The organism is Bradyrhizobium sp. SZCCHNR1053 (assembly GCF_032381235.1).
Classification (GTDB): Bacteria; Pseudomonadota; Alphaproteobacteria; order Rhizobiales; family Xanthobacteraceae; genus Bradyrhizobium.
This window is the reverse complement of sequence record NZ_JAUHJM010000004.1, coordinates 255,375-278,276: the sequence shown is the minus strand read 5'-3', so window position 1 is coordinate 278,276 and position 22,902 is coordinate 255,375. Positions and strand designations below refer to the sequence as shown.

At 65.6% G+C, this 22,902-nt stretch carries 22 protein-coding genes; 12 read left to right on the top strand and 10 right to left on the bottom strand.

The window, feature by feature from the left end; all coding sequences use genetic code 11:
• Positions 1–194: 194 nt before the first annotated feature.
• Positions 195–662 carry a hydroxyphenylacetyl-CoA thioesterase PaaI gene (paaI, locus tag QX051_RS13315; RefSeq protein WP_409998096.1) on the top strand — a complete coding sequence of 156 codons (468 nt, stop codon included), beginning with the start codon at positions 195–197 and terminating at the stop codon, positions 660–662.
• Between the two features lie 43 nt (positions 663–705).
• Positions 706–2,034: a phenylacetate--CoA ligase PaaK gene (gene paaK, locus QX051_RS13310; RefSeq protein WP_315737213.1), complete on the top strand. Its 1,329-nt coding sequence runs from the start codon at positions 706–708 to the stop codon at positions 2,032–2,034.
• 246 nt (positions 2,035–2,280) lie between these two features.
• Here the strand turns inward: paaK and paaE are convergent, their stop codons facing one another.
• From paaE to QX051_RS13270, 8 genes are all read right to left on the bottom strand, one after another.
• On the bottom strand, positions 2,281–3,360 hold the full coding sequence (gene paaE, locus QX051_RS13305; protein ID WP_315776430.1) for a 1,2-phenylacetyl-CoA epoxidase subunit PaaE: 1,080 nt from the start codon (positions 3,358–3,360) through the stop codon (positions 2,281–2,283).
• A 108-nt stretch (positions 3,361–3,468) separates the two neighbouring features.
• Positions 3,469–3,972, bottom strand: a complete 504-nt coding sequence (paaD, locus tag QX051_RS13300; protein ID WP_315776429.1) for a 1,2-phenylacetyl-CoA epoxidase subunit PaaD — start codon at positions 3,970–3,972, stop codon at positions 3,469–3,471.
• Positions 3,966–4,742, bottom strand: coding sequence for a 1,2-phenylacetyl-CoA epoxidase subunit PaaC (gene paaC, locus QX051_RS13295; protein ID WP_315776428.1), 777 nt, complete (start codon positions 4,740–4,742; stop codon positions 3,966–3,968). Before paaC ends, paaD begins: the two co-directional genes overlap by 7 nt.
• 133 nt (positions 4,743–4,875) lie before the next feature.
• The gene (paaB, locus tag QX051_RS13290; protein WP_315737209.1) at positions 4,876–5,163 is read right to left on the bottom strand and encodes a 1,2-phenylacetyl-CoA epoxidase subunit PaaB; all 288 of its coding nucleotides are present in this window, start codon (positions 5,161–5,163) and stop codon (positions 4,876–4,878) included.
• 13 nt (positions 5,164–5,176) lie between these two features.
• Positions 5,177–6,166, bottom strand: coding sequence for a 1,2-phenylacetyl-CoA epoxidase subunit PaaA (paaA, locus tag QX051_RS13285; RefSeq protein ID WP_315772472.1), 990 nt, complete (start codon positions 6,164–6,166; stop codon positions 5,177–5,179).
• Positions 6,167–6,244: 78 nt separating this feature from the next.
• Positions 6,245–7,126, bottom strand: a complete 882-nt coding sequence (gene paaX, locus QX051_RS13280) for a phenylacetic acid degradation operon negative regulatory protein PaaX (protein ID WP_315737207.1) — start codon at positions 7,124–7,126, stop codon at positions 6,245–6,247.
• 93 nt (positions 7,127–7,219) lie between these two features.
• Positions 7,220–7,696 carry a phasin gene (locus QX051_RS13275; RefSeq protein WP_315715766.1) on the bottom strand — a complete coding sequence of 159 codons (477 nt, stop codon included), beginning with the start codon at positions 7,694–7,696 and terminating at the stop codon, positions 7,220–7,222.
• Positions 7,697–7,884: 188 nt separating this feature from the next.
• Entirely contained in the window at positions 7,885–8,655 is a 771-nt protein-coding gene (locus QX051_RS13270; RefSeq protein WP_315776427.1) for a hypothetical protein, read from the bottom strand.
• A 146-nt stretch (positions 8,656–8,801) separates the two neighbouring features.
• On the opposite strand from QX051_RS13270, the gene QX051_RS13265 reads away from it, so the two are divergent.
• A complete protein-coding gene (locus tag QX051_RS13265) occupies positions 8,802–9,722 on the top strand; it encodes an alpha/beta hydrolase (RefSeq protein ID WP_315757803.1) in 921 nt (306 codons plus the stop codon).
• 106 nt (positions 9,723–9,828) lie between these two features.
• Here QX051_RS13265 and QX051_RS13260 read toward each other — a convergent pair whose 3' ends face one another.
• Both QX051_RS13260 and QX051_RS13255 read right to left on the bottom strand, forming a co-directional pair.
• A complete protein-coding gene (locus tag QX051_RS13260) occupies positions 9,829–10,833 on the bottom strand; it encodes an alpha/beta hydrolase (RefSeq protein ID WP_315776426.1) in 1,005 nt (334 codons plus the stop codon).
• Between the two features lie 139 nt (positions 10,834–10,972).
• Positions 10,973–11,233, bottom strand: a complete 261-nt coding sequence (locus QX051_RS13255) for a DUF6489 family protein (protein WP_315715763.1) — start codon at positions 11,231–11,233, stop codon at positions 10,973–10,975.
• Between the two features lie 523 nt (positions 11,234–11,756).
• Here QX051_RS13255 and QX051_RS13250 point away from each other — a divergent pair.
• The 9 genes from QX051_RS13250 (at position 11,757) to QX051_RS13210 (ending at position 22,856) form a co-directional block, all read left to right on the top strand.
• Entirely contained in the window at positions 11,757–13,352 is a 1,596-nt protein-coding gene (locus QX051_RS13250) for an ABC transporter substrate-binding protein (RefSeq protein WP_315776425.1), read from the top strand.
• A 108-nt stretch (positions 13,353–13,460) separates the two neighbouring features.
• Positions 13,461–14,441: an ABC transporter permease gene (locus QX051_RS13245; protein ID WP_315737202.1), complete on the top strand. Its 981-nt coding sequence runs from the start codon at positions 13,461–13,463 to the stop codon at positions 14,439–14,441.
• A 2-nt stretch (positions 14,442–14,443) separates the two neighbouring features.
• Positions 14,444–15,409 carry an ABC transporter permease gene (locus tag QX051_RS13240; protein WP_315737201.1) on the top strand — a complete coding sequence of 322 codons (966 nt, stop codon included), beginning with the start codon at positions 14,444–14,446 and terminating at the stop codon, positions 15,407–15,409.
• Between the two features lie 34 nt (positions 15,410–15,443).
• Positions 15,444–16,427, top strand: a complete 984-nt coding sequence (locus QX051_RS13235; RefSeq protein WP_315776424.1) for an ABC transporter ATP-binding protein — start codon at positions 15,444–15,446, stop codon at positions 16,425–16,427.
• Positions 16,424–17,419, top strand: coding sequence for an oligopeptide/dipeptide ABC transporter ATP-binding protein (locus tag QX051_RS13230; RefSeq protein ID WP_315776423.1), 996 nt, complete (start codon positions 16,424–16,426; stop codon positions 17,417–17,419). The genes QX051_RS13235 and QX051_RS13230 overlap by 4 nt, the downstream gene beginning before the upstream one ends.
• A gap of 147 nt (positions 17,420–17,566) precedes the next feature.
• On the top strand, positions 17,567–19,369 hold the full coding sequence (locus QX051_RS13225) for a gamma-glutamyltransferase family protein (RefSeq protein WP_315776422.1): 1,803 nt from the start codon (positions 17,567–17,569) through the stop codon (positions 19,367–19,369).
• A 15-nt stretch (positions 19,370–19,384) separates the two neighbouring features.
• Positions 19,385–20,095 (top strand): DUF1028 domain-containing protein, encoded by a 711-nt coding sequence (locus QX051_RS13220; protein WP_315776421.1) that lies wholly within the window; start codon positions 19,385–19,387, stop codon positions 20,093–20,095.
• An 84-nt stretch (positions 20,096–20,179) separates the two neighbouring features.
• The gene (locus QX051_RS13215; protein ID WP_315776420.1) at positions 20,180–21,691 is read left to right on the top strand and encodes an ABC transporter substrate-binding protein; all 1,512 of its coding nucleotides are present in this window, start codon (positions 20,180–20,182) and stop codon (positions 21,689–21,691) included.
• Between the two features lie 223 nt (positions 21,692–21,914).
• Positions 21,915–22,856, top strand: a complete 942-nt coding sequence (locus tag QX051_RS13210; protein ID WP_315776419.1) for an ABC transporter permease — start codon at positions 21,915–21,917, stop codon at positions 22,854–22,856.
• Positions 22,857–22,902: the final 46 nt, after the last annotated feature.

Sequence of the window (22,902 nt, the reverse complement as noted above, 5' to 3'; positions counted from 1 at the left end):
CGGGCACGTTCAGGAATCCTTCCGGTTGCGGACAACACGCGCGTTGCGCAGGCAGCGCTTTCGCTTGACGCGCGCAGAATATTTGCCACGATGTCGCACCTAACTAGATGAGAATGCTTGTTCCAACAAGCATCGACGGGAGAGAACGCCGTGATTTCAGAAACGCATCCTCAGGGGTGGCCGACGCATCGCGCATGCATGGAGGCCGCACGGTGAGCGGCGTGGCGACACTTTCCCCCGACGCTCTCGCCCGCGCCTGCGCCGACGCGATGTGGCAGGATGATCGCGCCAGCCAGGGGCTCGGCATGCACATCGTCGAGATCGGCCCCGGACGCGCCACCCTGCAGATGCAAGTGCAGCCTCACATGGTCAACGGCCATGGCATCGCCCATGGCGGCTTCATCTTCGCGCTGGCCGATTCCGCCTTCGCATTCGCCTGCAACTCGCACAACGACCGCACCGTGGCCGCACAGGGCAGCATCAGCTTCATCCGCCCCGGCAAGCTCGGCGACGTTCTGCTTGCCCGCGCGCACGAGGTGTCGCGCAGCGGGCGCTCCGGCATCTATGATGTCCGCGTTACGGCAGGCGACACGGTGATCGCCGAATTCCGCGGCCATTCGCGCAGCATCGGCGGCACGCTGGTCCCGGCCGCCGCGAGCTGATCCGCTTCCCTATCGCCCCGCGCCCCTGCCGGAGGACCTGACCATGACATCGACCAAGCTTCAATCGACCGGCAGCTACGTTCCCGAGATGGACGAAACCGAGCGGGCCTCGCGCGACGAGATCATGGCGCTGCAGACCCGCCGGCTCGCCTGGTCGCTCAAGCACGCCTACGACAACGTCGCCCATTACCGCCAGGCTTTCGACAAGGCCGGCGTGCATCCGTCGGATTTCCGCGAGCTTGCCGATCTGGGCAAGTTTCCGTTCACGGTGAAGACCGACCTGCGCGACAATTACCCGTTCAACATGTTCGCCGTGCCGCGCGAGCAACTGGTACGGGTGCACGCCTCCTCGGGCACGACCGGCAAGCCGATCGTGGTCGGCTATACCCGCAACGACATCGCGACCTGGTCGGCCGTGATGGCACGCTCGATCCGCGCCGCCGGCGGCCGCAGCGGCATGATCATCCACAACGCCTATGGCTACGGCCTGTTCACCGGCGGCCTCGGCGTCCACTACGGCGCCGAGCAGCTCGGCTGCACGGTGGTGCCGATCTCCGGCGGCATGACCGAGCGGCAGGTGCAGCTGATCAATGATTTCCGCCCTGACATCATCACCGTGACGCCAAGCTACATGCTGGCAATCCTCGACGAGTTCAAGCGTCAGGGCCTCGATCCGCGGCAGAGTTCGCTCAGGATCGGCATCTTCGGCGCCGAGCCATGGACCAATGCAATGCGCGCCGAGATCGAGGACGCATTTGCGATGGATGCCACCGACATCTACGGCCTGTCCGAGGTGATCGGCCCTGGCGTGGCGCAGGAATGCCTGGAAACCAAGGACGGACTGCACATCTGGGAGGATCACTTCTATCCGGAGATCGTCGATCCCGACACCGGCAAGGTGCTGCCCGACGGCGAGATGGGCGAACTGGTGTTCACCTCGTTGACCAAGGAGGCCTTCCCCGTCATCCGCTATCGCACCCGCGATCTGACCCGGCTGCTGCCGGGCACCGCGCGGCCGGGCATGCGACGGATGGAGAAGGTCACGGGCCGCTCCGATGACATGATCATCCTGCGCGGCGTCAACCTGTTCCCGTCACAGATCGAGGAGATCCTGCTGTCGACCGAATGGTGCGGCGGCCATTTCATGCTGGAGCTGACGCGCGAGGGCCGCATGGACGAGCTGACGATCTACGCGGAGTCGCGACCGGAGCATTGGGACGAGACCGGCCTCGGCGCGCACGCCGAGCGCATCTCCATCCACATCAAGAACACCATCGGCCTCACGGCAAAGGTGAAGGTCGTCCCGCCCGACACGCTGGAACGCTCGGCCGGCAAGGCGAAACGGATCAAGGACAAGCGGCCGGTGGGGTAGCCGTTCAGAGATGAAATCGAGATTGAGCGCCGATGACAGTGAGCTCCCTCGCCACGCCTGCGGGGAGAGGGTTGGGGTGAGGGAGACTCTCCACGCACCGAACTCGCGGAGAGTCCCCCTCACCCGGATTGCATCTAACGATGCAATCCGACCTCGCCCCGCCTGCGGGGCGAGGTGCAGCGAGCGAGCCGAGCGGGCGTGCTCACATCAGCCTCGATCAGCGGTCGAAATTTCGCGGCCACTACCTCACACATGATCGTAGTCCACCACCACGCGCTCCGTCACCGGCCTGGCCTGACACGTGAGCACAAAGCCAGCCTGCAGCTCCCATGGCTCCAGCGAGTAGTTCAGCTCCATCTCCGCTCTCCCCTCCACCAGCTTGGCGCGGCAGGTCGAGCACATGCCGCCCTTGCAGGCGAAGGGCAAGTCCACACCGGCGCGAAGCGCGGCGTCGAGAATGGCCTCGCCGTCGGCGACCGGGACCTCGCGGCGCTTGCCGTCGATGATCAGCGCGGCGATCGCCTTGGGGGGCGCCGTATCAGGCACGACAGCTTTCGGTCGCGGCTTGCCGCCGGCGCCCGAGACGAAGCGCTCGACATGGACGCGCTCGTCAGCGATGCCGAGCGCGCGGCAGGTGGCCGCGATGTCCTCGCTCATGCCGGTGGGGCCGCAGATGAAGACATGATCGATGCTCTCGGCCGGCACCAGCGAACGCAGGAGCACGCGCACCTTCTCGCCGTCGAGGCGGCCGTGCAGGATCGGCAGGTCCTGCTCCTCGCCGGAGATGACGTGGAACACCGAGAAGCGGTCGAGGAAGCGATCCTTCAGCTCCTCGAGCTGTTTGCGGAACAGCATGCCTGCGGTGGTGCGGTTGCCGTAGAACAGGAAGAAGCGGCTGTGCGGCTCCCGCGCCAGCACGGCTTTCACGATCGAGAGGATCGGCGTGATCCCGGAGCCGGCGGCAAGGCCGACATGAGTCCGCGCGGCCTCAGGCTGCAGTGCCACGCCAAAACGGCCGGTCGGCGTCATGACGTCGATCTCGTCGCCGCGCCTCAATTCGTCGGTGACGAAGCTGGAGAATGCGCCGCCATCGACACGCTTCACGGCGATCCGGATCTCGTCGTCATCGGGACCGGAGCAGATCGAATAGGAGCGCCGGACCTCCTCGCCGCCGAGCGTGGTCTTGAGCGTGAGGTATTGCCCTGGCGCGAAGCGATAGTCATCGGCAAGCTCGTTCGGAATCGCAAAGGTCAGCGACACCGCATCGGGCGCCTCCCGGCGCAGGTCACGGACGGCGAGACGATGGAAGCGTGGCGTTGTCGACATCGGGTTCATCCTCCCGTCATTGCGAGGAGCGAAGCGACGAAGCAATCCAGGGCTCCGGGCGTGGCCCGGGATTGCTTCGCTTCGCTCGCAATGACGGATGTGGCGGCATCAGTGGCACTTGAAATAATCGAACGGCTCGCGGCACGATCTGCAGCGCCACAGCGCCTTGCACGAGGTCGAGCCGAACTCGGCGAGTTGCTCGGTCTCGATCGAGCCGCATTGCGGGCACGCAACCTCGGCCACGCCAAACAGCGCGCGCCGGCCGCTCGACGGCTGCGGCGGCGCGATGCCGTACTCCCGCAGCTTGCGTCGCCCCTGCTCGCTCATCCAGTCCGTGGTCCAGGCCGGCGACAGCACAGTGCGCACGCTGGCCTCGCGGAAGCCGGCGCGCTCCAGCGCCAGCTCGATCTCAAGCGCGATCATGTTCATCGCCGGGCAACCGGAATAGGTCGGCGTGATCGCGACGTCGACCCGTTCGCCGACCACCTCGACCTCGCGCAGCACGCCGAGATCGTCGATCGTCAGCACCGGGATTTCCGGATCGACCACCGACGCCGCCGCCTCCCAGGCACGCTGGCGCAGCTCAGCCGGGCTCAATTCGGCGACTACCACGACGCACCGGGGAAGCTGCGCTGCATGTATTGCAGCTCGCTGAGGAGATGGCCGAGATGCTCGCTGTGACGCCCGTCGCGGCCGCCCTGCTGCATCCAGTCGTTCTCCGGCAGCACCAATGTCGCCTCGCGCGCGACATGCGAGACGATCGACAGCCATTCCGGCAGCAGCATCGTCGGATCGATCGCGATGCCGGCATCGATCAGGCCGCGCTCCGCATCGTCGACACTGAACATCTCGCCGGTATAGGCCCAGAGATCGTCGATCGCAGCCTGCGCGCGGCGGTGGCTCTCGTCGGTGCCGTCACCGAGCCGGATCACCCATTCGCTGGCATGGCGGAGATGATAGGCGCATTCCTTCTCAGACTTGGCCGCGATCGCCGCCAGGGTCGCATCGGTGGAGCCCATCATGCCCCGCCAATAGAGATCGGCGAACGCCGCGTAGAAGAGCTGGCGCACCATCGTATGCGCGAAGTCACCATTCGGGCGTTCGACCAGCAGCAGGTTACGGTACTGTCTGACGTCGCGGAGATAAGCGAGCTTGTCCTCGTCGTTGTCGCGGCCCTCGACCTTGGCGGCGTAGCCATAGAGCTCGCGCGCCTGGCCGATCAGGTCGAGCGCCGTGTTGGAGAGCGCCATGTCCTCTTCCAGCATCGGCGCATGGCCGCACCATTCGGAGAGGCGATGGCCGAGGATCAGCGCATCGTCGGCGCGGCGCAAGGTGTAGAGCACCAGCGGCGTTTCGGAGACGGTGATCGAGGGTGCGGTCATGGTTGTGATCCGATCAGCCCGCCACGAACTCCGTCATTGCGGCCGCGGCGAAGCAATCCAGGGATTCATCCGAGCAGGCAGTCTGGATTGCTTCGCTGCGCTCGCAATGACGACGACTGAGATCCTCAGCCGATCACATATGCCCGACTTCCTCGGGCACCTCGTAGAACGTCGGGTGGCGATAGATCTTCGACTCCGCCGGCTCGAACATCATGCCCTTGTCGGCGGGATCGGACGCGGTGATCGCGCTCGACGGCACCACCCAGATCGACAGACCCTCGCCGCGGCGGGTGTAGATGTCGCGCGCGGCCTGCAGCGCCATGGTCGCATCCGGCGCATGCAGCGAGCCGCAATGCTTGTGCGCGAGCCCGTTGCGGCTGCGGATGAAGACCTCCCACAACGGCGTGTTCGGCGTCGCCATTTCGATCTCCCTGCTATTCGGCCGCTTGCGCCATCTGGCGCCGCGCGCGCTTCTCTGCATAGGCCGCGGCGGCCTCGCGCACCCAGGCGCCGTCGGCATGCGCCTTGCGGCGCGCCGCCATCCGGTCGCGGTTGCACGGGCCGTTACCGGCCAGCACCTGCTTGAACTCGTTCCAGTCGATCGGGCCGTGGCGCCAATGGCCCTGCTCGTCCTGCTTCATCTCGGGATCAGGAATGGTGAGCCCAAGATACTGCGCCTGCGGCACGGTGGCATCGATGAACTTCTGGCGCAGCTCGTCATTCGAGAAGCGCTTGATCTTCCACTTCGTCGAGGTGTCGCTGTGCTGGCTGGCCTGGTCGGGCGGGCCGAACATCATCAGCACCGGCCACCACCACCTGTTCAGCGCATCCTGCGCCATCGCCTTCTGCTCGGCGGTGCCGCGGCAGAGCGTCAGCATGATCTCGTAGCCCTGCCGCTGATGGAACGATTCCTCCTTGCAGACGCGGATCATCGCGCGCGCATAGGGACCATAGGAGCAGCGGCACAACGGAATCTGGTTCATGATCGCGGCGCCGTCGACCAGCCAGCCGATCACACCGATATCCGCCCAGGTCAGGGTGGGATAGTTGAAGATCGAGGAGTACTTCGCCTTGCCGGCCAGCATCGCATCGACCAGCTCCTCGCGCGAGGCGCCGAGTGTCTCGGCGGCGGCGTAGAGATACAGCCCATGGCCGCATTCGTCCTGGACCTTGGCGAGCAACGCCGCCTTGCGGCGCAGGCTCGGCGCGCGCGTGATCCAGTTGCCCTCGGGCAGCATGCCGACGATTTCGGAATGGGCGTGTTGGGAGATCTGCCGGATCAGCGTCTTGCGATAGGCCGACGGCATCCAGTCATTGGGCTCGATGCGCTCCTCGGCATCGATGCGGGCCTGAAAGCGCGAGGCGCGTCCAGCGTCCTCGGCGAAGCTGCCCTCCTCGGGCGAATTGAGCGCCTGCGTGTACATGCGGCGGCGTCCTCCCAGGACTTGGTTGCCGCCAATATATAACGATATTTTATCCGTGCAATCGAATTCTGTAATATATCAGGGTGCCTCATGCACGTCGGCGAAACGCCGCTGCAGCGCCGCGCCGGCCTCCGGCAACGGGCCCTGATCGTTGGTCGCATGGGCGTCGAGCCAGCGCTCGGAACCCGGCAGCAGCAACCGATAGATCTCGCCACACAGCGCCCGGGCCTGCCGTCCCGGCCAATTCCCCGGCAGCAACTCGGCCGGCAGCAGCGGATCGCGCAGCACGATGCGCCGGTAGTGGTGGATCAGCAGGATCCGCGCGGTGAAGGCCTGGCCGGCGGAGAGCGCCTCGCCGCGCGCGATGCTGTCCTTGAGCGGTGCAAAGGAGGCGGTGAACTTGCGGTACGCCTCCGCCGTCCGCTCCAGCGCCCAGCTCTCCGCGACGAGCCGCCGCGCCATGTCGGAGCCGGCGGAGGCCTGCAGGCGGACAGCCCCCTCCACAGCGTCAGGGACGGCGATGCTCGCGGGGGCCACGAACACGCCGGGCAGCGGGCTGCCGAAACCGGCATCGCGCAGGGCGGCGCGCGCCTGCTCGCGATCATCGGCGCTGCCGATCAGCAGCAGTTCGAAGCTGCCGTTCCATTCCGCCGGCGGCGAATCGTAGATGTGGCGGGTGGCACCGGCGAAGGTCTGCTCGCCGCGCCGGGTCAGGCGATAGAAGCTGTTGCGGCCTATTCTGGTGCGCTCGAACCAGCCTTCCGCCGTCAGCCGCGACATCGCCGTGCGCACCACGCTGCCGTCGATGGCCAGCCCTTCGAAGAAGGCGAGCAAGGTGCCGAGCCAAACGCTGCCGCCCCGCGGCACGATGGCGTCGCCGAACACGGTGATGATCAGCGACCCCGTGCGCGACGGCTCGCTCTTGAGCTGATGGACGATCCGGGACAGCGGCTGCGGCATGGCGAAGGCTTTAGCCGGTTTCACCCGATCGCAAAAGAAAAGGCCCGCACGATGCGGGCCTTGCAGGTTGATCGTCTGACGCGCGAGACGCGCTCAGGCGGTCTTGTTGTAGGCCTTGGCCATGTTCTCCTGGGCGAGCTTGGCACCCTCGGTGACGAGCTTGCCGACATACTCGCTGGTCGACTTGGCGCGCGCGACGAGCGCCTCGCCACGGGCACGGGCCAGCTCACCCTGGATCTGAACGGCCTCGCTGATCGACTTGGCGGACGCCAGCCGGTCGATGCCGTCGAAGAAGGCCTCGGTGTCCTGATACAGCGCCTGCTGAATGTTGCGGCTGATCTTGCCGGCCTCGGTCACGCCGTCGAACACAGCGGTCTCGATCGCCGACGTCACCTTCTCGGAGCCAGCGAGGGCCTCCGCAGCGCGCTCCTTGGCGGTCGACGCGGTCTTCTTGACGAACTCCCGCGCGGACTCCGGCACTTCCATCGTCTGCAGGTTCTTGAACGCGTCGGTCACCGGTGCAAAGGCATCCTTGACGGTGTCGAACACGGTATTGGTCTCGGTGGTCATGGCTGTCTCCATCCTCAATGGTTCTGAGCTATGGGCTCACTCCGTCCCTTATGAAACCGGAGTGGCTCAGCTATATCATTCCGAATGGTGCGTCGCAACATAAATGTTGCAATGCACCATCTTGGGATAAGAGGTAAGGACTCGCCACCTCAGAGCGCCCCGCGCAAGTCGGGGCGTTCGGGCGACCCTCAGTGCTCGGCAGGGGCGCCGCCGTGCTTCTTGTTGCGGTTCTTCCCCGACCGGGCCGGCTCGGCCGGCTTTGGAGCCGCATCATCAGCCTTGGGCGCGGCGTCGACCGGCTGCGACGGCTTCATCGTGTCGAGCATGGCCCGGATTTCGCGCAGCTCTGCCTCGATCGCGACTGTCGGTGACGGATCGGGTGCTTTGGCAGCGTTCAGCGCCTGGTCGAGCAATGCTTTGATCTCGCTCAACTGAGGCGTGACGTCGACGGCGGGTTTTGCCGCCGGTTGCGGAGCCTTGGTTGCGGCAAGAAGCTCGTTGAGCAAGTCCTTGATCCCCTTCAAGTCCGGCGTGACGTCGCGCGGCGGCGCCACGACTGGCGCGGCCGCCTTGGACGCGGAGAGAAGCGAATCCAGCATGCTCTTGATCTCGTTCAACTGCGGAGCGGGATCGGCGAGCGCCTTCGCAGGCACCTGTGTGGAAGCCAGCAGCTCCTTCAACAGCGCCCGCGTCTCCGCCAGCTCGCCCTCGATGGAGGCGAGCCGCTCATTCAAGGCGGTGAGCTGACCACGGCTCGGCACGTTCATGCCGGCGAAGTAGTTTTCCATCAGATCGACCATGGGCTTCTGTCCGTTTCCTGAACCAGTTGCGGGATCATTGGAGGATGGACGGGGCGTCACGCCCATCGGGCGCAGCCGCGTGAAGGCGCTGAAGCTCCTCTGCATCTCACCGACCATCTGCTGCCAGAATGCGATCGGGTCGCCGGATTTGTTCGCCATCGGCACGCTCCTTCAGACCAACACAAGACTCAAACACAACCTCTCATAGCACGCCTTCGTTGCGGTGCGGGAGAACTTGTAGCTTGCTTCTCTCAAGCAACAGACCCATGCCATAGAGGGTTCCAAGGCTTTGAACGAGGGATCAAGTGACTGCAACTGCTCATCAGCTGCCGCAGACTGTGCGCGCCAACGGTATCGACATCTGCTATGAGATCTTCGGCGACCCGGCTGCCCCTCCCCTCGTGTTGATCATGGGCCTCGGCGGGCAGATGATCATCTGGTATGATGAGTTCTGCGAACAGCTCGCAAGCCGCGGCTTCCGCGTGATCCGCTTCGACAACCGCGACATCGGCCAGTCGAGCAAGCTGCATGGCGGTCGCCGGTTGACGCCGTTCGAGCTGATCAAGCTGCGCTTCTTCAACATTCCCGTCTCCGCACCCTACAAGCTGCTCGACATGGCCAAGGACACGGTCGGCCTGATGGACGCGCTCGACATCAAGTCGGCGCATCTGGTCGGCGCCTCGATGGGCGGCATGATCGCGCAGGAGATCGCGATCTCCTTTCCGCATCGCGTGCGCTCGCTGACGTCGATCATGTCGACGACCGGCAATCCGCGCATCCCGCCACCGACGCGCGAGGTCGCGATGCTGCTGATGGCGCCGCCGCCGAAGACCAAGGACGAGTACATCAAGCGCTTCCAGAAGACCTGGAAGGCGCTGCGCGTCGGCTCATTTCCCGAGGACGAGGCAAGTGACGTGGCGCTCGCCGAACGCTGCTTCGCGCGCGGCATCAATCCCGCCGGCGTCGGACGTCAGTTGCGCGCGATCCTGGCCTCCGGCAGCCGCAAGCCGCGGCTGCATCTGGTGACGGCGCCGACACTCGTGATCCACGGCAAGGTCGACCCGCTGGTCCATCCCACCGCCGGCAAGGACACCGCCGAGTCGATTCCAAATGCCAAGCTCCTGATGATCGACGGCATGGGCCACGCCACTCCGCGGCCGATGTGGCCGCAGATCATCGACGCGATCGCCGAGCACGCGCACGGCGCGAATGCGCAGGCGGCTTAGGAGAGCCGACGCGCTGCGTCGGCAGGCTTGACGACACCTGTTGTTGTTTGTTGTTTGGCTCGGCCGCAGCCTCTCACTCGGACGTGCAATCTGCCTCGGCCGTTCTTCAACCGAACCGTCGCCGCCGCCATTCGATCAGCTTGGCGCTGACCTCCACGGGCTGCTCCTGCTGCGTCCAATGGCCGCTGTCGCGGACGAGATGTTTCTCCAGGTCCGGCACCAGCTTCTCCATGCCGTCGGCGGCCGAGGGCGGCAGCACGGCGTCGTTCTCCGCCATGATCATCAGCGACGGCACGCGCACCGTATGATCGAGCCCTTCCGAGCGCTGCCAGTTCCGCGTCATATTGCGATACCAGTTGATGCCGCCGGTGAAGCCGGTGCGTGTGAAGGTGTCGACGAACACCTGCTTCTCCGCCTCCGACAGGATCGGCTGCCGCGTGTCCTTGGCGGCGTCATAGGCCGCGATCATCTGTGGGAACGCCAGGTTGAGCGATGGCGAGGCTGCGATCCCGCCGGCCGGCGGCTCCGTCGGCGGCGCATCGCTGCGCGGCAGCGGCTTGCGCATGAAGGCATCGAAGGTCTCCCCGACGCGGCTGCCGAAGATACGGTCCGGCTCGCGTGCGGGATCCTGGAACTGCACGATGTACATCATGTCGCCGAACCGCTTGCGCATGATGGCAATGGGATCAGCGGGCGCGCGTGGCAGATGCGGCGTGTTGATGCCGACGACGCCGGCGACACGCTGCGGATAGCGCAGCGGCATCTGCCAGACGACGAAGCCGCCCCAGTCGTGACCGACGAAGATCGCCTTGTCGATCTTCAGGTGATCGAGCAGACCGACGAGGTCGGCGGTGAGATGCTCGAGATCATAGGCCTCGACCGGCTCCGGCCGGTCGGTCGCGCCATAGCCGCGCTGATCGGGTGCGATGACGCGGATGCCGGCCTCGGCCAGCGCCTTGATCTGATGCCGCCAGGAAAAGGCCAGTTCCGGCCAGCCGTGACAGAGGATCATCGGCGGCCGGTCGCTGACGGGGCCCGCCTCGTAATAGCCCATGCGAATGCCGTTGGTCGTCGCGAACTGCAGCGCCGGCATCCAAGACGGATCGGTCATGCATCCTCCCCTGAAGCTGTTCAGCCGGCCTTTTTCGACCGGTCTTCGGCGTCGGCGTGGAGCCTGCTCCATGCCGTGACGTCACGCCGCTTCTCTTCGGAGTTCCGCGCAAGCGAAATCCGTGCAGCCGTCGGCCGCGTCAGGCCGACTTCTTGTCGTTCGAGCGGCTGCCGCCGAGGCCCGTCATGGTCAGCATCAGGTCCTGAAACCGTTCGGCCAGGCGGGGATCGAAGGTGAACCAGCTCTGCATGATGGCTTCGGGCGTCAGCTTGTCGATGTTGCTCGTCATCTGGTTCTGCAGCCGGTCCATGACCGCGGCCTGCATCGGACCGACATCGGGAAGTCCGAAAAACTGCCGCGCTTCGAGCGGTGTGCAATCGATCTCGATATTGACTTTCATGTCCGCTCCGCTGTTCGAACCATCCCGACGCCAGCCCCGGGCCGGGCTCCCTTCACCAGGAACGCCGATCCCGGACTCGCGGCAGGGGGTGTCCAGTATCACCGCGCCGCCCCCCTTCTAGCAAGCGGCGCCTTGCTGCAGGTGCGCAATTCCTGGGACATGGTCAATCCGGGAGCCTTCCGCCCATCCCGGACGCCGCCTCCCGCGTGCGCCGCACAGCGGCGGCGGGGGATAACCTTATCGTTTAGGCTTAAACAAACTGCACTTGTGTGCCGCCGCTGAACTCTGGCAACATATTCTGATCGATCTGCCGCGGGTCGTACGGCGCACCGCCAGGCCAGAGCCAACGGGATCAGTTCATTCCGGCGCGGCATCAGACTTGCAAGCATATCGCCCGGCGTCTTGTTGCTTCTTGAAGTTCGTGCAAGAGGCGCTGCAGAAATCACGAACTTCGAAGCAAGGCAGGCCGGACACAATCGCGCCTGCCGAGAAAACAAGCGTCAAACGCGGAGAATTTGAACATATGTCGGGACGCAAATCCCTGCTCATCGCGGCAGCGGTCGCATTCGGCCTCGCCGTCATGCCGGCCTCGGCCCAGACCCTGCGCTACGCCAACCAGGGCACCCTGAAGTCGCTCGATCCCTATACCTTCAAGGAATCGACCACGATTGCGCACCATGCCCACGTCTATGAGGGACTGACCGCGCGCGACAAGGACCTGAAGATCGTCCCCGCGCTGGCCGAGAGCTGGGAAACGCCCGAGCCGACCCGCTGGCGCTTCCATCTGCGCAAGGGCGTCAAGTTCCACAATGGCGAACCCTTCACCGCCGACGACGTGATCTTCTCCGCCGATCGCGTCCGCGCCACCGGCTCCAACTTCCTGTCCAACGTTCCGCCGGACGCAAAATTCATCAAGGTCGACGACTACACGGTCGACGTGAAGCTCGATGCCCCCAATCCCATCCTGATCTCGCAATGGGATACGTGGTACATCATGAGCAAGAAGTGGTGCGAGGACAACAACTCGGTCGCGCCGACGCCGGTGTCGGCAACCACGCCGAGCTACGCCGCGCTGCGTGAGAACGGCACCGGCCCCTTCATCATCGAGAGCCATCAGCCCGGTGTGAAGACCGTGTTCAAGGTCAATCCGAACTGGTGGGGCAAGCCCGAGCACAATCTGAAGGAGATCGTGTTCACCACCATCGCCTCCGACGCCACGCGCGTCGCCGCGCTGCTGTCCGGCGAGGTCGACATCATCGAGCCGGTTCCGGTGCAGGACATCGGCCGCGTCGATTCGAGCCCGAACGCCCAGGTCCTGAAGGGGCCCGAGCTGCGCACGATCTTTCTCGGCATGGACGAGACCCGTGACGAGCTGCTCTACTCCAACGTCAAGGGCAAGAACCCGTTCAAGGACATCCGCGTCCGCGAGGCCTTCTACAAGGCCATCGACATCGAGCTGATCAAGACCCGCGTCATGCGCGGCCTGTCGACGCCGTCGGCGCTGATGATCGCGCCGCAGCTCTATGCGCTGTCGAAGGAGTTCACGCGGCCGAAATACGATCCCGACGCGGCCAAGAAGCTGCTGACGGAGGCCGGCTATCCCGACGGCTTCGATGTCGGCATGGACTGCCCCAACGACCGCTACGTCAACGACGCCGCGATCTGCCAGGCCGTCGTCGGCATGCTCGCGCGCATCGGGGTCAAGGTGAACCTGAATGCGCAGCCCAAGGCGCAGTACTTCGCCAAGGTGCTGAAGCCCGGCGGCTACAACACGTCGTTCTTCCTGCTCGGCTGGACGCCGTCGTCGATGGACGCCCACAACGTGATGCACGACATCATGGGCTGCCGTGACGACGCCAAGGACGCCACCCGCGGCGAAGCCAATCTCGGCAATTACTGCAACAAGGAGTTCGACGCTCTGACCGACAAGGTCCTGGTCGAGACCGATACCGCCAAGCGCGATCAGTTGATCAAGCAGGCCTTCGAGATCGGCATCAAGGATTACGGCTACATCCCGCTGCATCAGCAGGCGGTGGCCTGGGGCGTCTCGAAGAAGGTGAAGATCCCGCTGCGCGCCGACAACGCCGTGCTGCTGTTCCTCGCCACCAAGACCGAGTAGTCCACACGCAACGACTAGTCCCGGAAAGCAGAACTGCTTTTCGGGACTTTTCATTTCCTGCGGCAAGTGCTACGCGCCGCCGCATCTCGAAGGATCTGAAAGGATCAGATGCTCGCCTTCGCGCTTCGCCGAGCAATTCAGGCCATCGGCGTCATGATCGCCGTCGGAATCATCGCGTTCGCCATGTTCCGCTTCGCCGGAGATCCGGTGAGCCAGATCGTGCCGATCGACGCGTCGGCCGCGGAACGGGCCAGCATCCGCCAGTCGCTCGGCCTCGACGATCCGTTCATCGTGCAATTCGGCCGTTATTTGTTCGACGCGGCGCAGTTCAAGTTCGGCGTCTCGTATCAGTTCCGGCAGCCGGTTTCCGATCTGCTCAAGGAGCGCATGCCGGCGACGCTGGAGCTTGCGATCTGCGCGACGATCCTGGCGCTGTTCTTCGGCATCCTGATGGGCGTGTTCTCGGCGCTGCACCGCGACTCCCTGCTCGCCAAGCTGTTCCAGATGGTATCGCTGATCGGCATCTCCTTGCCGACCTTCCTGATCGGCATCCTCCTGATCTATCTGTTCTCGGTCACGCTGGGCTGGCTGCCGTCGTTCGGCCGCGGCGACACCGTCAGGCTCGGCTGGTGGACATCAGGCCTGTTCACCGTCTCAGGCTGGAAGGCGCTGATCATGCCCTCGATCACGCTCGGCCTGTTCCAGATGACCTTGATCATGCGGCTGGTCCGCGCCGAGATGCTCGAGGTGCTGCGCACCGACTACATCCGCTTCGCCCGCGCCCGTGGGCTGACCACGCGCGCGATTCATTTCGGCCACGCGCTGCGCAACACGCTGGTGCCGGTGATCACCGTGGTCGGCCTGCAGTTCGGCTCGGTGATCGCGTTCTCGATCATCACCGAGCAGGTGTTCCAATGGCCGGGAATGGGCCTGTTGTTCGTGCAGGCGGTGCAGAACGTCGACATTCCGATCATGGCGGCCTACCTGATGATGGTGTCGCTGATCTTCGTCACCATCAATCTCGTGGTTGATATCCTCTACACCGTGGTCGATCCGCGCCTGCGCGCGACCATCAGCCGGCCGGCCTGATCATGAGCGACGCAGCCCTTCCTCATCCCACTCCCGTCGAGACGCCGCGCGCCACCGACGGATGGCTGAAGCGTGCGCTTGCGAGCGACCTGTTCTATTCCTTCCGCCGCTCCAAGCTGACGGTCGCCGCGGCCGTGATCACGCTGTTGTTCTTCCTGCTGGCGATCTTCGCGCCGCTGCTGTCGCCGCAGAACCCGTTCGACCCGGCCCAATTGCAGCTGTTGAACTCGCGGATTTCGCCGCTATGGACCGCCGACGGACAGAGCCCGTTTTTGCTCGGCACCGACGAGCAGGGTCGCGACGTGCTCTCGGCCATCCTCTACGGCCTGCGGATCTCGCTCCTGGTCGGCATTCTCGGCGTCGCCTTTTCCGGCGCGCTTGGCATCGGCCTCGGCCTGATCGCGGGCTATTTCGGCGGCCGGGTCGACACCGTGATCATGCGCATCGCCGACGTCCAGCTCACCTTTCCGCCGATCCTGATCGCTCTGCTGGTCAACGGCATCGCCAAGTCGGTGTCCGGCAACCGGCTGGACTGGCTCAGCATGCTGGTCGTGCTCGTGCTGGCGATCGGCCTCTCCTTCTGGGTGCAATATGCGCGCACGGTGCGGAGCTCAGTGCTGGTCGAGAAGAACAAGGACTACGTCGCCGCAGCTCAGCTGATCGGCCTGCCCGCGCCCGTCATCATGCTGCGCCACGTGCTGCCCAACACCACCGGTCCCGTGCTGGTGATCGCCACCATCAACCTGGCGCTGGCGATCATCACCGAGGCGACCTTGTCGTTCCTCGGCTCGGGCATGCCCGAAACGATGCCCTCGCTCGGGACCCTGATCCGGATCGGCAACAACTATCTGTTCGCCGGCGAATGGTGGATCGTCGCCTTCCCCGGCATCGCTTTGGCCGGACTGATCCTCGCCATCAACCTGCTCGGCGACTGGCTGCGCGACGCCCTCAACCCGAAACTGCGATGACCCGCGCGAATGCGTCCTTCCGAGGCTTGAGCTCATGACCGCCCCCGTTCTGTCCGTGCGCAACCTGCAGGTCGAGTTCGCGACCCGGCGCGGCACCCTGCGCGCGATCGACGGCGTCTCCTACGACATCGCCAAGGGCGAGGTGCTCGGCGTCGTCGGCGAATCCGGTGCCGGCAAATCCGTCACCGGCCTCGCCGTGATCGGCCTGATCGATCCTCCGGGCCGCATCTCCGGCGGCGAGATCCAGCTCTCGGGATTGCGTGTCGACAATCTGCCGCCGGAGGAGATGCGCAAGGTGCGCGGCAAGCGCATCGGCATGATCTTCCAGGATCCGCTGACCTCGCTCAATCCGCTGTATCGCGTCGGCGACCAGATCATCGAGACCATCAGGACCCACACCAACCTCACCGAGCAGCAGGCGCGCAAGCGCGCCATCGACCTGCTCGCCGAGGTCGGCATATCGGCGCCCGAGAAGCGCATCGACGGCTATCCGCACGAATTCTCCGGCGGCATGCGCCAGCGCGTCGTGATCGCGCTGGCGCTGTGCGCCGAGCCGGAGCTGATCATCGCCGACGAGCCGACCACCGCGCTCGACGTTTCCGTGCAGGCGCAGATCATCTCGCTGATCAAGCGGCTCGGCCGCGACCACGGCACCGCCGTGATGCTGGTGACCCACGACATGGGCGTGATCGCCGAGACCTGCGACCGCGTCGCGGTGATGTATGCCGGCCGCGTGGCCGAGATCGGCCCGGTGCAGGAGGTGATCAATAACCCGCTGCACCCCTACGCCAAGGGCCTGATGGGTGCGATCCCGACGCTCGCGGGCGAGGAGAAGCGGCTGGTGCAGATCCCAGGCTCGATGCCGCGGCTGTCCGCGATCCCGCCCGGCTGCTCGTTCAATCCGCGCTGCAGCTTCGCCTTCGATCGCTGCCGCGTCGATCGGCCGGAGCCGCTGCGCCAGGGCACGCAGGCGGTCGCCTGTCATCTGTACGATCGCGCCACGGAGACCGCGGCATGACCGATTTCGTCGAGGTCAAGAACCTGCGCCGGGTCTTCGATGTCTCAAAACCCTGGCTCAACCGCGTGATCGAGCGTCAGCCGCAGGAGTTCCTGAAGGCGGTCGACGGCGTCAGCTTCGGGATCAGGAAGGGCGAGACCTTCGCGCTGGTCGGCGAATCCGGCTCGGGCAAGACCACGGTCGCGCGCATGGTGGTCGGGCTGCTGCCGCCGACGTCGGGCGAGGTGATCATCGACGGCGTGTCGATGAGCGATGCGCGCCAGGCCCAGGTGCGGCGCACGCTGCGCCGCCGCATCCAGATGGTGTTCCAGGATCCTTACGCGAGCCTCAATCCGCGCTTCCGCGTCGATAGCATCATCGCCGAGCCGATCCGCGCCTTTGACATCATCGAGGGTGAGCGCCAGATCAAGGACCGCGTCGGCGAGCTGCTGACCCTGGTCGGCCTGCATCCCGACGACGGCCAGAAGTTTCCGCACGAATTCTCCGGCGGCCAGCGCCAGCGTATCGCCATCGCGCGCGCGCTCGCCTCGGAGGCCGAGTTCATCGTCTGCGACGAGCCGACCTCGGCGCTCGACGTCTCCGTACAGGCGCAGATCCTCAATCTGATGCGCGACCTGCAGGACAAGTTCGGCCTGACCTATCTGTTCATCAGCCACAATCTCGCGGTCGTGCGCCACATGGCGAGCCGCATCGGCGTGATGTATCTCGGCCGCATCGTCGAGATCGCGGACGGCCGCACGCTGTTCAGCGATCCGCGCATGCCCTACACCAAGATGCTGCTCGGCGCGGTGCCGGACCTGTCGATGTCGGGCCGCCAGCGCATTCCGGTCAAGGGCGAGATCCCGAACCCGATCAACCCTCCTCCGGGCTGCACCTTCAACCCACGCTGTCCCCTCGCGTTCGATCTGTGCCGGCAGCAGGCGCCCGAGCTGATCGGCGGCGTTGCCTGCCATGCGGTGAACCAGCCGGCCGCGGCCGCTGTGCCGGCCTGAGTTGTGATGAGCGATGAGGCGAAATTTGAATGGATCGTCATTGCGAGGAGCGAAGCGACGAAGCAATCCAGGGCGTCATCCACGGTCCTGGATTGCTTCGCTTTCGCTCGCAATGACGGCGACTCGATAGGATAGGCAAAGCCGGCCATGAGCTTCATCAACCCCGATCCCTTCACGACCCGCCCCGAGATCGACGGCACCTTCGGCGTCGTCACCTCGACGCACTGGCTGGCCACCGCCGTCGGCATGGCGATGCTGGAGCGCGGCGGCAACGCCTTCGATGCCGGCGTCGCGGCGGCCTTCACCCTGCAGGTGGTGGAGCCGCATCTGAACGGTCCCGGCGGCGACGTGCCGATCATCCTGCACGACGTCACGCGCGGACGCACCGAGGTCATCTGCGGCCAGGGCCCGGCGCCATCAGGCGCCACCATTGCGCACTACAAGCGCGAAGGCCTCGACATGGTGCCCGGCACCGGCCTGCTCGCGGCCTGCGTGCCCGGCACCTTCGAGTCCTGGATGCTGCTGCTGCGCGACTATGGCACGATGCGGCTGCGCGACGTGCTGGAGCCGGCAATTTCCTACGCGCGCGACGGCTATCCGCTGGTCGAGCGCGTCTCCGCGACGATCCAGACCGTCGAGCAGCTGTTCAAGACGCATTGGCCGACCTCGGCCGCGCTCTATCTGCCCAATGGCGAGGTACCGAGGCCAGGCACGCTGTTCACCAATCCACAGCTCGCGGAAACCTACGCGCGCATCCTGAGTGAAGGCGAAAGCGCGGGTGGTGATCGCGACGCGCAGATCGAGCGCGCGCGCAAGGCCTGGTCGCAGGGCTTCGTCGCCGAGGCGATCGACCGCTTCTGCCGGACGCAGGAGGTGATGGACGTCTCGGGTTCGCGCCACAAGGGCGTGCTGACCGCCGACGACATGGCGCGCTGGCAGCCGACCATCGAGGCGCCGCTCACCTACGAGTACGGCCGCTACACCGTGTGCAAGGCCGGCGTCTGGAGCCAGGGCCCGGTGCTGCTGCAGCAGCTCGCTTTGCTCAAGGGCTTTGCGCTCGACGGCCTCGATCCAACCGGACCCGACTTCATCCATTGGCAGATCGAAGCGGCGAAGCTGGCGTTCGCTGACCGCGAGGCATTCTACGGCGATCCGAAGTTTGCCGACATCCCGATCGGCACGCTGCTGTCCGATGCCTACAACGACGAGCGGCGCAAGCTGATCACCGACAAGGCCTCGCTCGAGCTGCGTCCCGGCATGCTCGACGGCTACGGCGCCAAGGTCAAGCTGCGCGAGGCCCAAGGCCACCGCGAGGCCGTCGGCGCAATGGGCTCGGGCGAGCCGACCGTCGGCCGCTTCGGCGAGGTGCGCGGCGACACCGTGCATTTCGACATCATCGATTCCCAAGGCAACATGATCTCGGCGACGCCCTCCGGCGGCTGGCTGCAATCATCGCCGGTCATCCCCGAGCTCGGCTTCTGCCTGGGGACGCGCGCGCAGATGTTCTGGCTGGAGGAGGATCATCCGGCCGCGCTGGTGCCGGGCAAGCGTCCGCGCACCACGCTGTCGCCGACCATGGCGCTGCGCGACGGCGAACCCTACGTCGCCTGGGGCTCGCCCGGCGGCGACCAGCAGGACCAGTGGAACACGCAGTTCTTCCTGCGCCACGTCCATGCCGGCACGAACCTGCAAGAGTCGATCGACGCGCCGGCGTGGCACTCCGAGCATTTCCCGATCTCATTCTGGCCGCGCACCGCGCGCCCCGGCGTGCTCGTGGTCGAGGGCCGCGTGCCCAAGGCGACCGTCGAGGAGCTGCGCCGCCGCGGCCATGTGGTCGAAGTCGGCCCCGACTGGTCGGAGGGCCGCCTCACCGCGGCCTCCCGCGTGGGCCGCCGCCGCCGCGCCGCGGCCAATCCGCGGGGCATGCAGGGTTACGCGGCCGGACGATAAGAGAGCGACGCGACGATGACCTGGTCGATCATTGCCAAGGACGATCTCACCGGCCAGATCGGCATCGCCGTCGCCACCCGCTTCTTCGCCGTCGGCGCGCGCGTGCCCTTCATCGTCGCCGGCCACGGCGGCATCGCCACCCAGGCGCTGGTCAATCCCTATTACGGCATCGACGGCGTCACGCTGCTGCGCGACGGCCGGCATCCGCGCGAGATCGTGCAACTGCTGACATCTGCCGATCCCGGCCGCGAGAGCCGCCAGCTCCACATCCTCGATCGCAACGGCCAGATTGCCGCCCACACCGGCCGCGACTGCATCGACTGGTGCGGCCATCTCGAAGGCCGGGGCTTTTCAATTGCCGGCAACATGCTGGCCGGCCCGCAGGTGCTGAACGAGACCGCAAACGCCTTTCTCGCCAGCCACGCCCTGCCCTTCGCGGAGCGTCTGATCGCGGCCATGAAGGCCGGTGAGGCCGCCGGCGGTGACAAGCGCGGCAAACAGTCGGCCGCCCTTCTGGTCCACGGCAAGGAGGAATGGTCCGAGCTCGATCTGCGTGTCGATGATCACCCCGATCCGCTGGCAGAGCTCGAACGACTGGAGAGCGTCAGCCGCAAGCATTGGGCCGTGTTCCGGCAGTTCATGCCGACGCGCGACAATCCTGCAGGGATCACGGATCGCGCCACGATTGATGCCGGCATCGCCGCCGCGCTCGCGAACCAGACATGACCAAGCCGGAAGCATGGCACGTGATCGGGGTTGGTATTGATAGTGCAACAACGCAGGCTGCATTCGCGTGAGGGACATCGGATGATGAGGAACTGGTGCTTGGCCGCGGTCGCGGCCGTTGTCGTGGCCTCTTGGGGGCCGGTCGCGCAGGCGCAGACCACCTTGCGCATCGGCCTTGCCGAGGACCCCGACGTTCTCGATCCGACCATGGCCCGCACCTATGTCGGCCGCATCGTCTTCGCCGCGACCTGCGATAAGCTGTTCGACATCGACGAGAAGCTGAACATCGTGCCGCAGCTCGCGCTGTCGCAGGAGACCTCGGCCGACGGCAAGGAGGTCATCATCAAGCTGCGGCCCGGCGTGAAATTCCACGACGGCGAGCCGTTCGACGCTGAGGCCGCGAAATTCTCGCTCGACCGCCACCTCACCTTCCCCGGCTCGTTCCGCAAGCCCGAGCTGGCGTCGCTCGATCATGTCGACGTCGTCGATCCCCTGACAATCAAGCTCGTCCTGAAGGCGCCATTCTCGCCGCTGATCGCCCAGCTCACCGACCGCGCCGGCATGATGGTGTCGCCGAAGGCGGCCAAGGAGGCCGGCGACAAGTTCGGCCTGCGCCCGGTCTGTGCCGGTCCCTACAAATTCGTCGAGCGCGTCCAGCAGGACAAGATCGTGTTCGAGAAGTTCGCCGACTACTGGAACAAGGACAACGTCTTCATCGACAGGATCGTCTACCAGCCGATCGTCGACGCCACGGTGCGGCTGGCGAACCTGAAATCCGGCGCGCTCGACCTGATCGAGCGCGTGCTCGCCACCGACATCAAGGACGTGCGCGCCGATTCCAGGCTCGCGCTCTCGACCGCGATCGAGCTCGGCTATCAGGGCATCACGCTCAACATCGGCAAGGACAAGGCCAAGGGTCCGCTCAGCCAGTCCGCCAAGGTGCGGCAGGCGCTCGACCTCTCGATCGATCGCGAGGCGCTCAACCAAGTCGTCTTCAACGGCGAGTTCATGCCGGGTAACCAGTGGGTCAATCCCTCGCATCCCTACTATCAGAAGGCCTTCCCGGTCCGTGCTCGCGATGTCGAGAAGGCAAAGGCGCTGCTGAAGGAGGCCGGCGTCATGCCGCCTGTCGCCGTCGATTTCATGGTGCCGAAGGGCGCCGAGACCGAGGCCGCCGCCCAGGTCGTGCAGTCGATGGCTGCCGAGGCCGGCTTTGACCTGAAGATCCGGGTCACCGAGTTGGCGACCTCGCTGAAGCAGGCCGAGGCCGGCGACTATCAGGCCTTCATGCTGTCATGGAGCGGCCGCATCGATCCCGACGGCAACAGCTACGTGTTCCTGCACCGCAACGCGCCGCAGAACTACAGCGTCTGGGCCAACGCCGAGGCCGACAAGGCGCTCAGCGACGCGCGGCTCGTGACCGACATGGCCCAGCGCAAGGCGCTCTACGAGAAGCTGACGAAGCTCGAGATCGAGGACGAGCCGATCCTCTACCTCTATCACCGCCGTATCCTGATCGCGCACACCAAGAAGCTCGAAGGCTACAAGCAGATGCCGGACGGCCTGGTGCGCGTGGTCGGGCTGAAGCTGAAATGAGCGGTCGGGTGGCCTCTGTCCGCCGGGACGCGCAGCCGACGCGGCGAACTCCCTCTACTCCCTCCCCCCTTGTGGGGGATGGTTTGGGTGGGGAGTGCCACGAACTCCGACCTTCCTTGGGGCACCCCCCTCCCTGTCCCTCCCCCACAAGGGGGGAAGGAACGCTAGAGGCACGACCTGCCTCTGATCCCCGGCATCTTCAGGACTGCGCGAGGGATATGCCATGCTAACCTTCCTCGCTCGCCGCCTCGGCCAAATCATCCCGACGCTGATCTTCGTCTCCATCCTCATCTTCTCGCTGCAGCAACTCCTGCCCGGCGACCCCGCGCTGGTGATGGCCGGCGAGGAGCGCGATCCGGCGGTGATCGAGCAGATCCGCAAGCAGTATCGCCTCGATCAGCCCCTGCCCGTTCAATACGGCTACTGGATCAAGGGCGTGCTCTCGGGCGATTTCGGCGAGTCGCTGCGCATCAAGATGCCGGTGCGCGATCTCATCCTGCAGAAGCTGCCCGTGACCCTGCAGCTCGCCTCGATGGCGATCGTGATCGCGTTCCTGATCGGCATTCCCGCCGGCATCATTTCCGCCGTGAAGCGCGGGACGGCCTGGGACTATGCCGCCAATCTGTTTGCGCTGTGGGGCATCTCGACGCCGAACTTCTGGCTCGGCATCATGCTGATCTTCCTGTTCTCGATCCAGCTCGGCTGGCTCCCCGCCTCCGGTTACGTCTCGCCCGCCGAGGACTGGCGGGCCAGCCTCGCCGCCACCATCATGCCGGCCTTCGTGCTCGGCAATGCCATCGCCGCGATCCTGATGCGCCACACCCGCAGCGCGATGCTGCAGGTTCTGAGCAGCGACTACATCCGCACCGCGCGCGCCAAGGGCATCTCCGAACGCCAAGTCATCCTCGGCCATGCGCTGCGCAACGCCTTGACGCCGGTCATCACGCTGGGCGCGCTCGAGCTCGGCACGCTGTTGTCCGGCGCGGTGCTGACCGAGCAGATCTTCTCGATCCCCGGCTTCGGCAAGCTGATCGTCGATGCCGTGTTCAATCGCGACTACGCGGTGGTGCAGGGTGTCGTGCTGGTCACCGCCACCGTCTACATCATGCTGAACCTGATCGCAGATCTCGCCTATGTCCTCGTCAACCCGCGGCTGAGGAGCTGACATGGTCGAGACGACGCTGTCAGCTCCGCACGGAGCCCGCACCCTC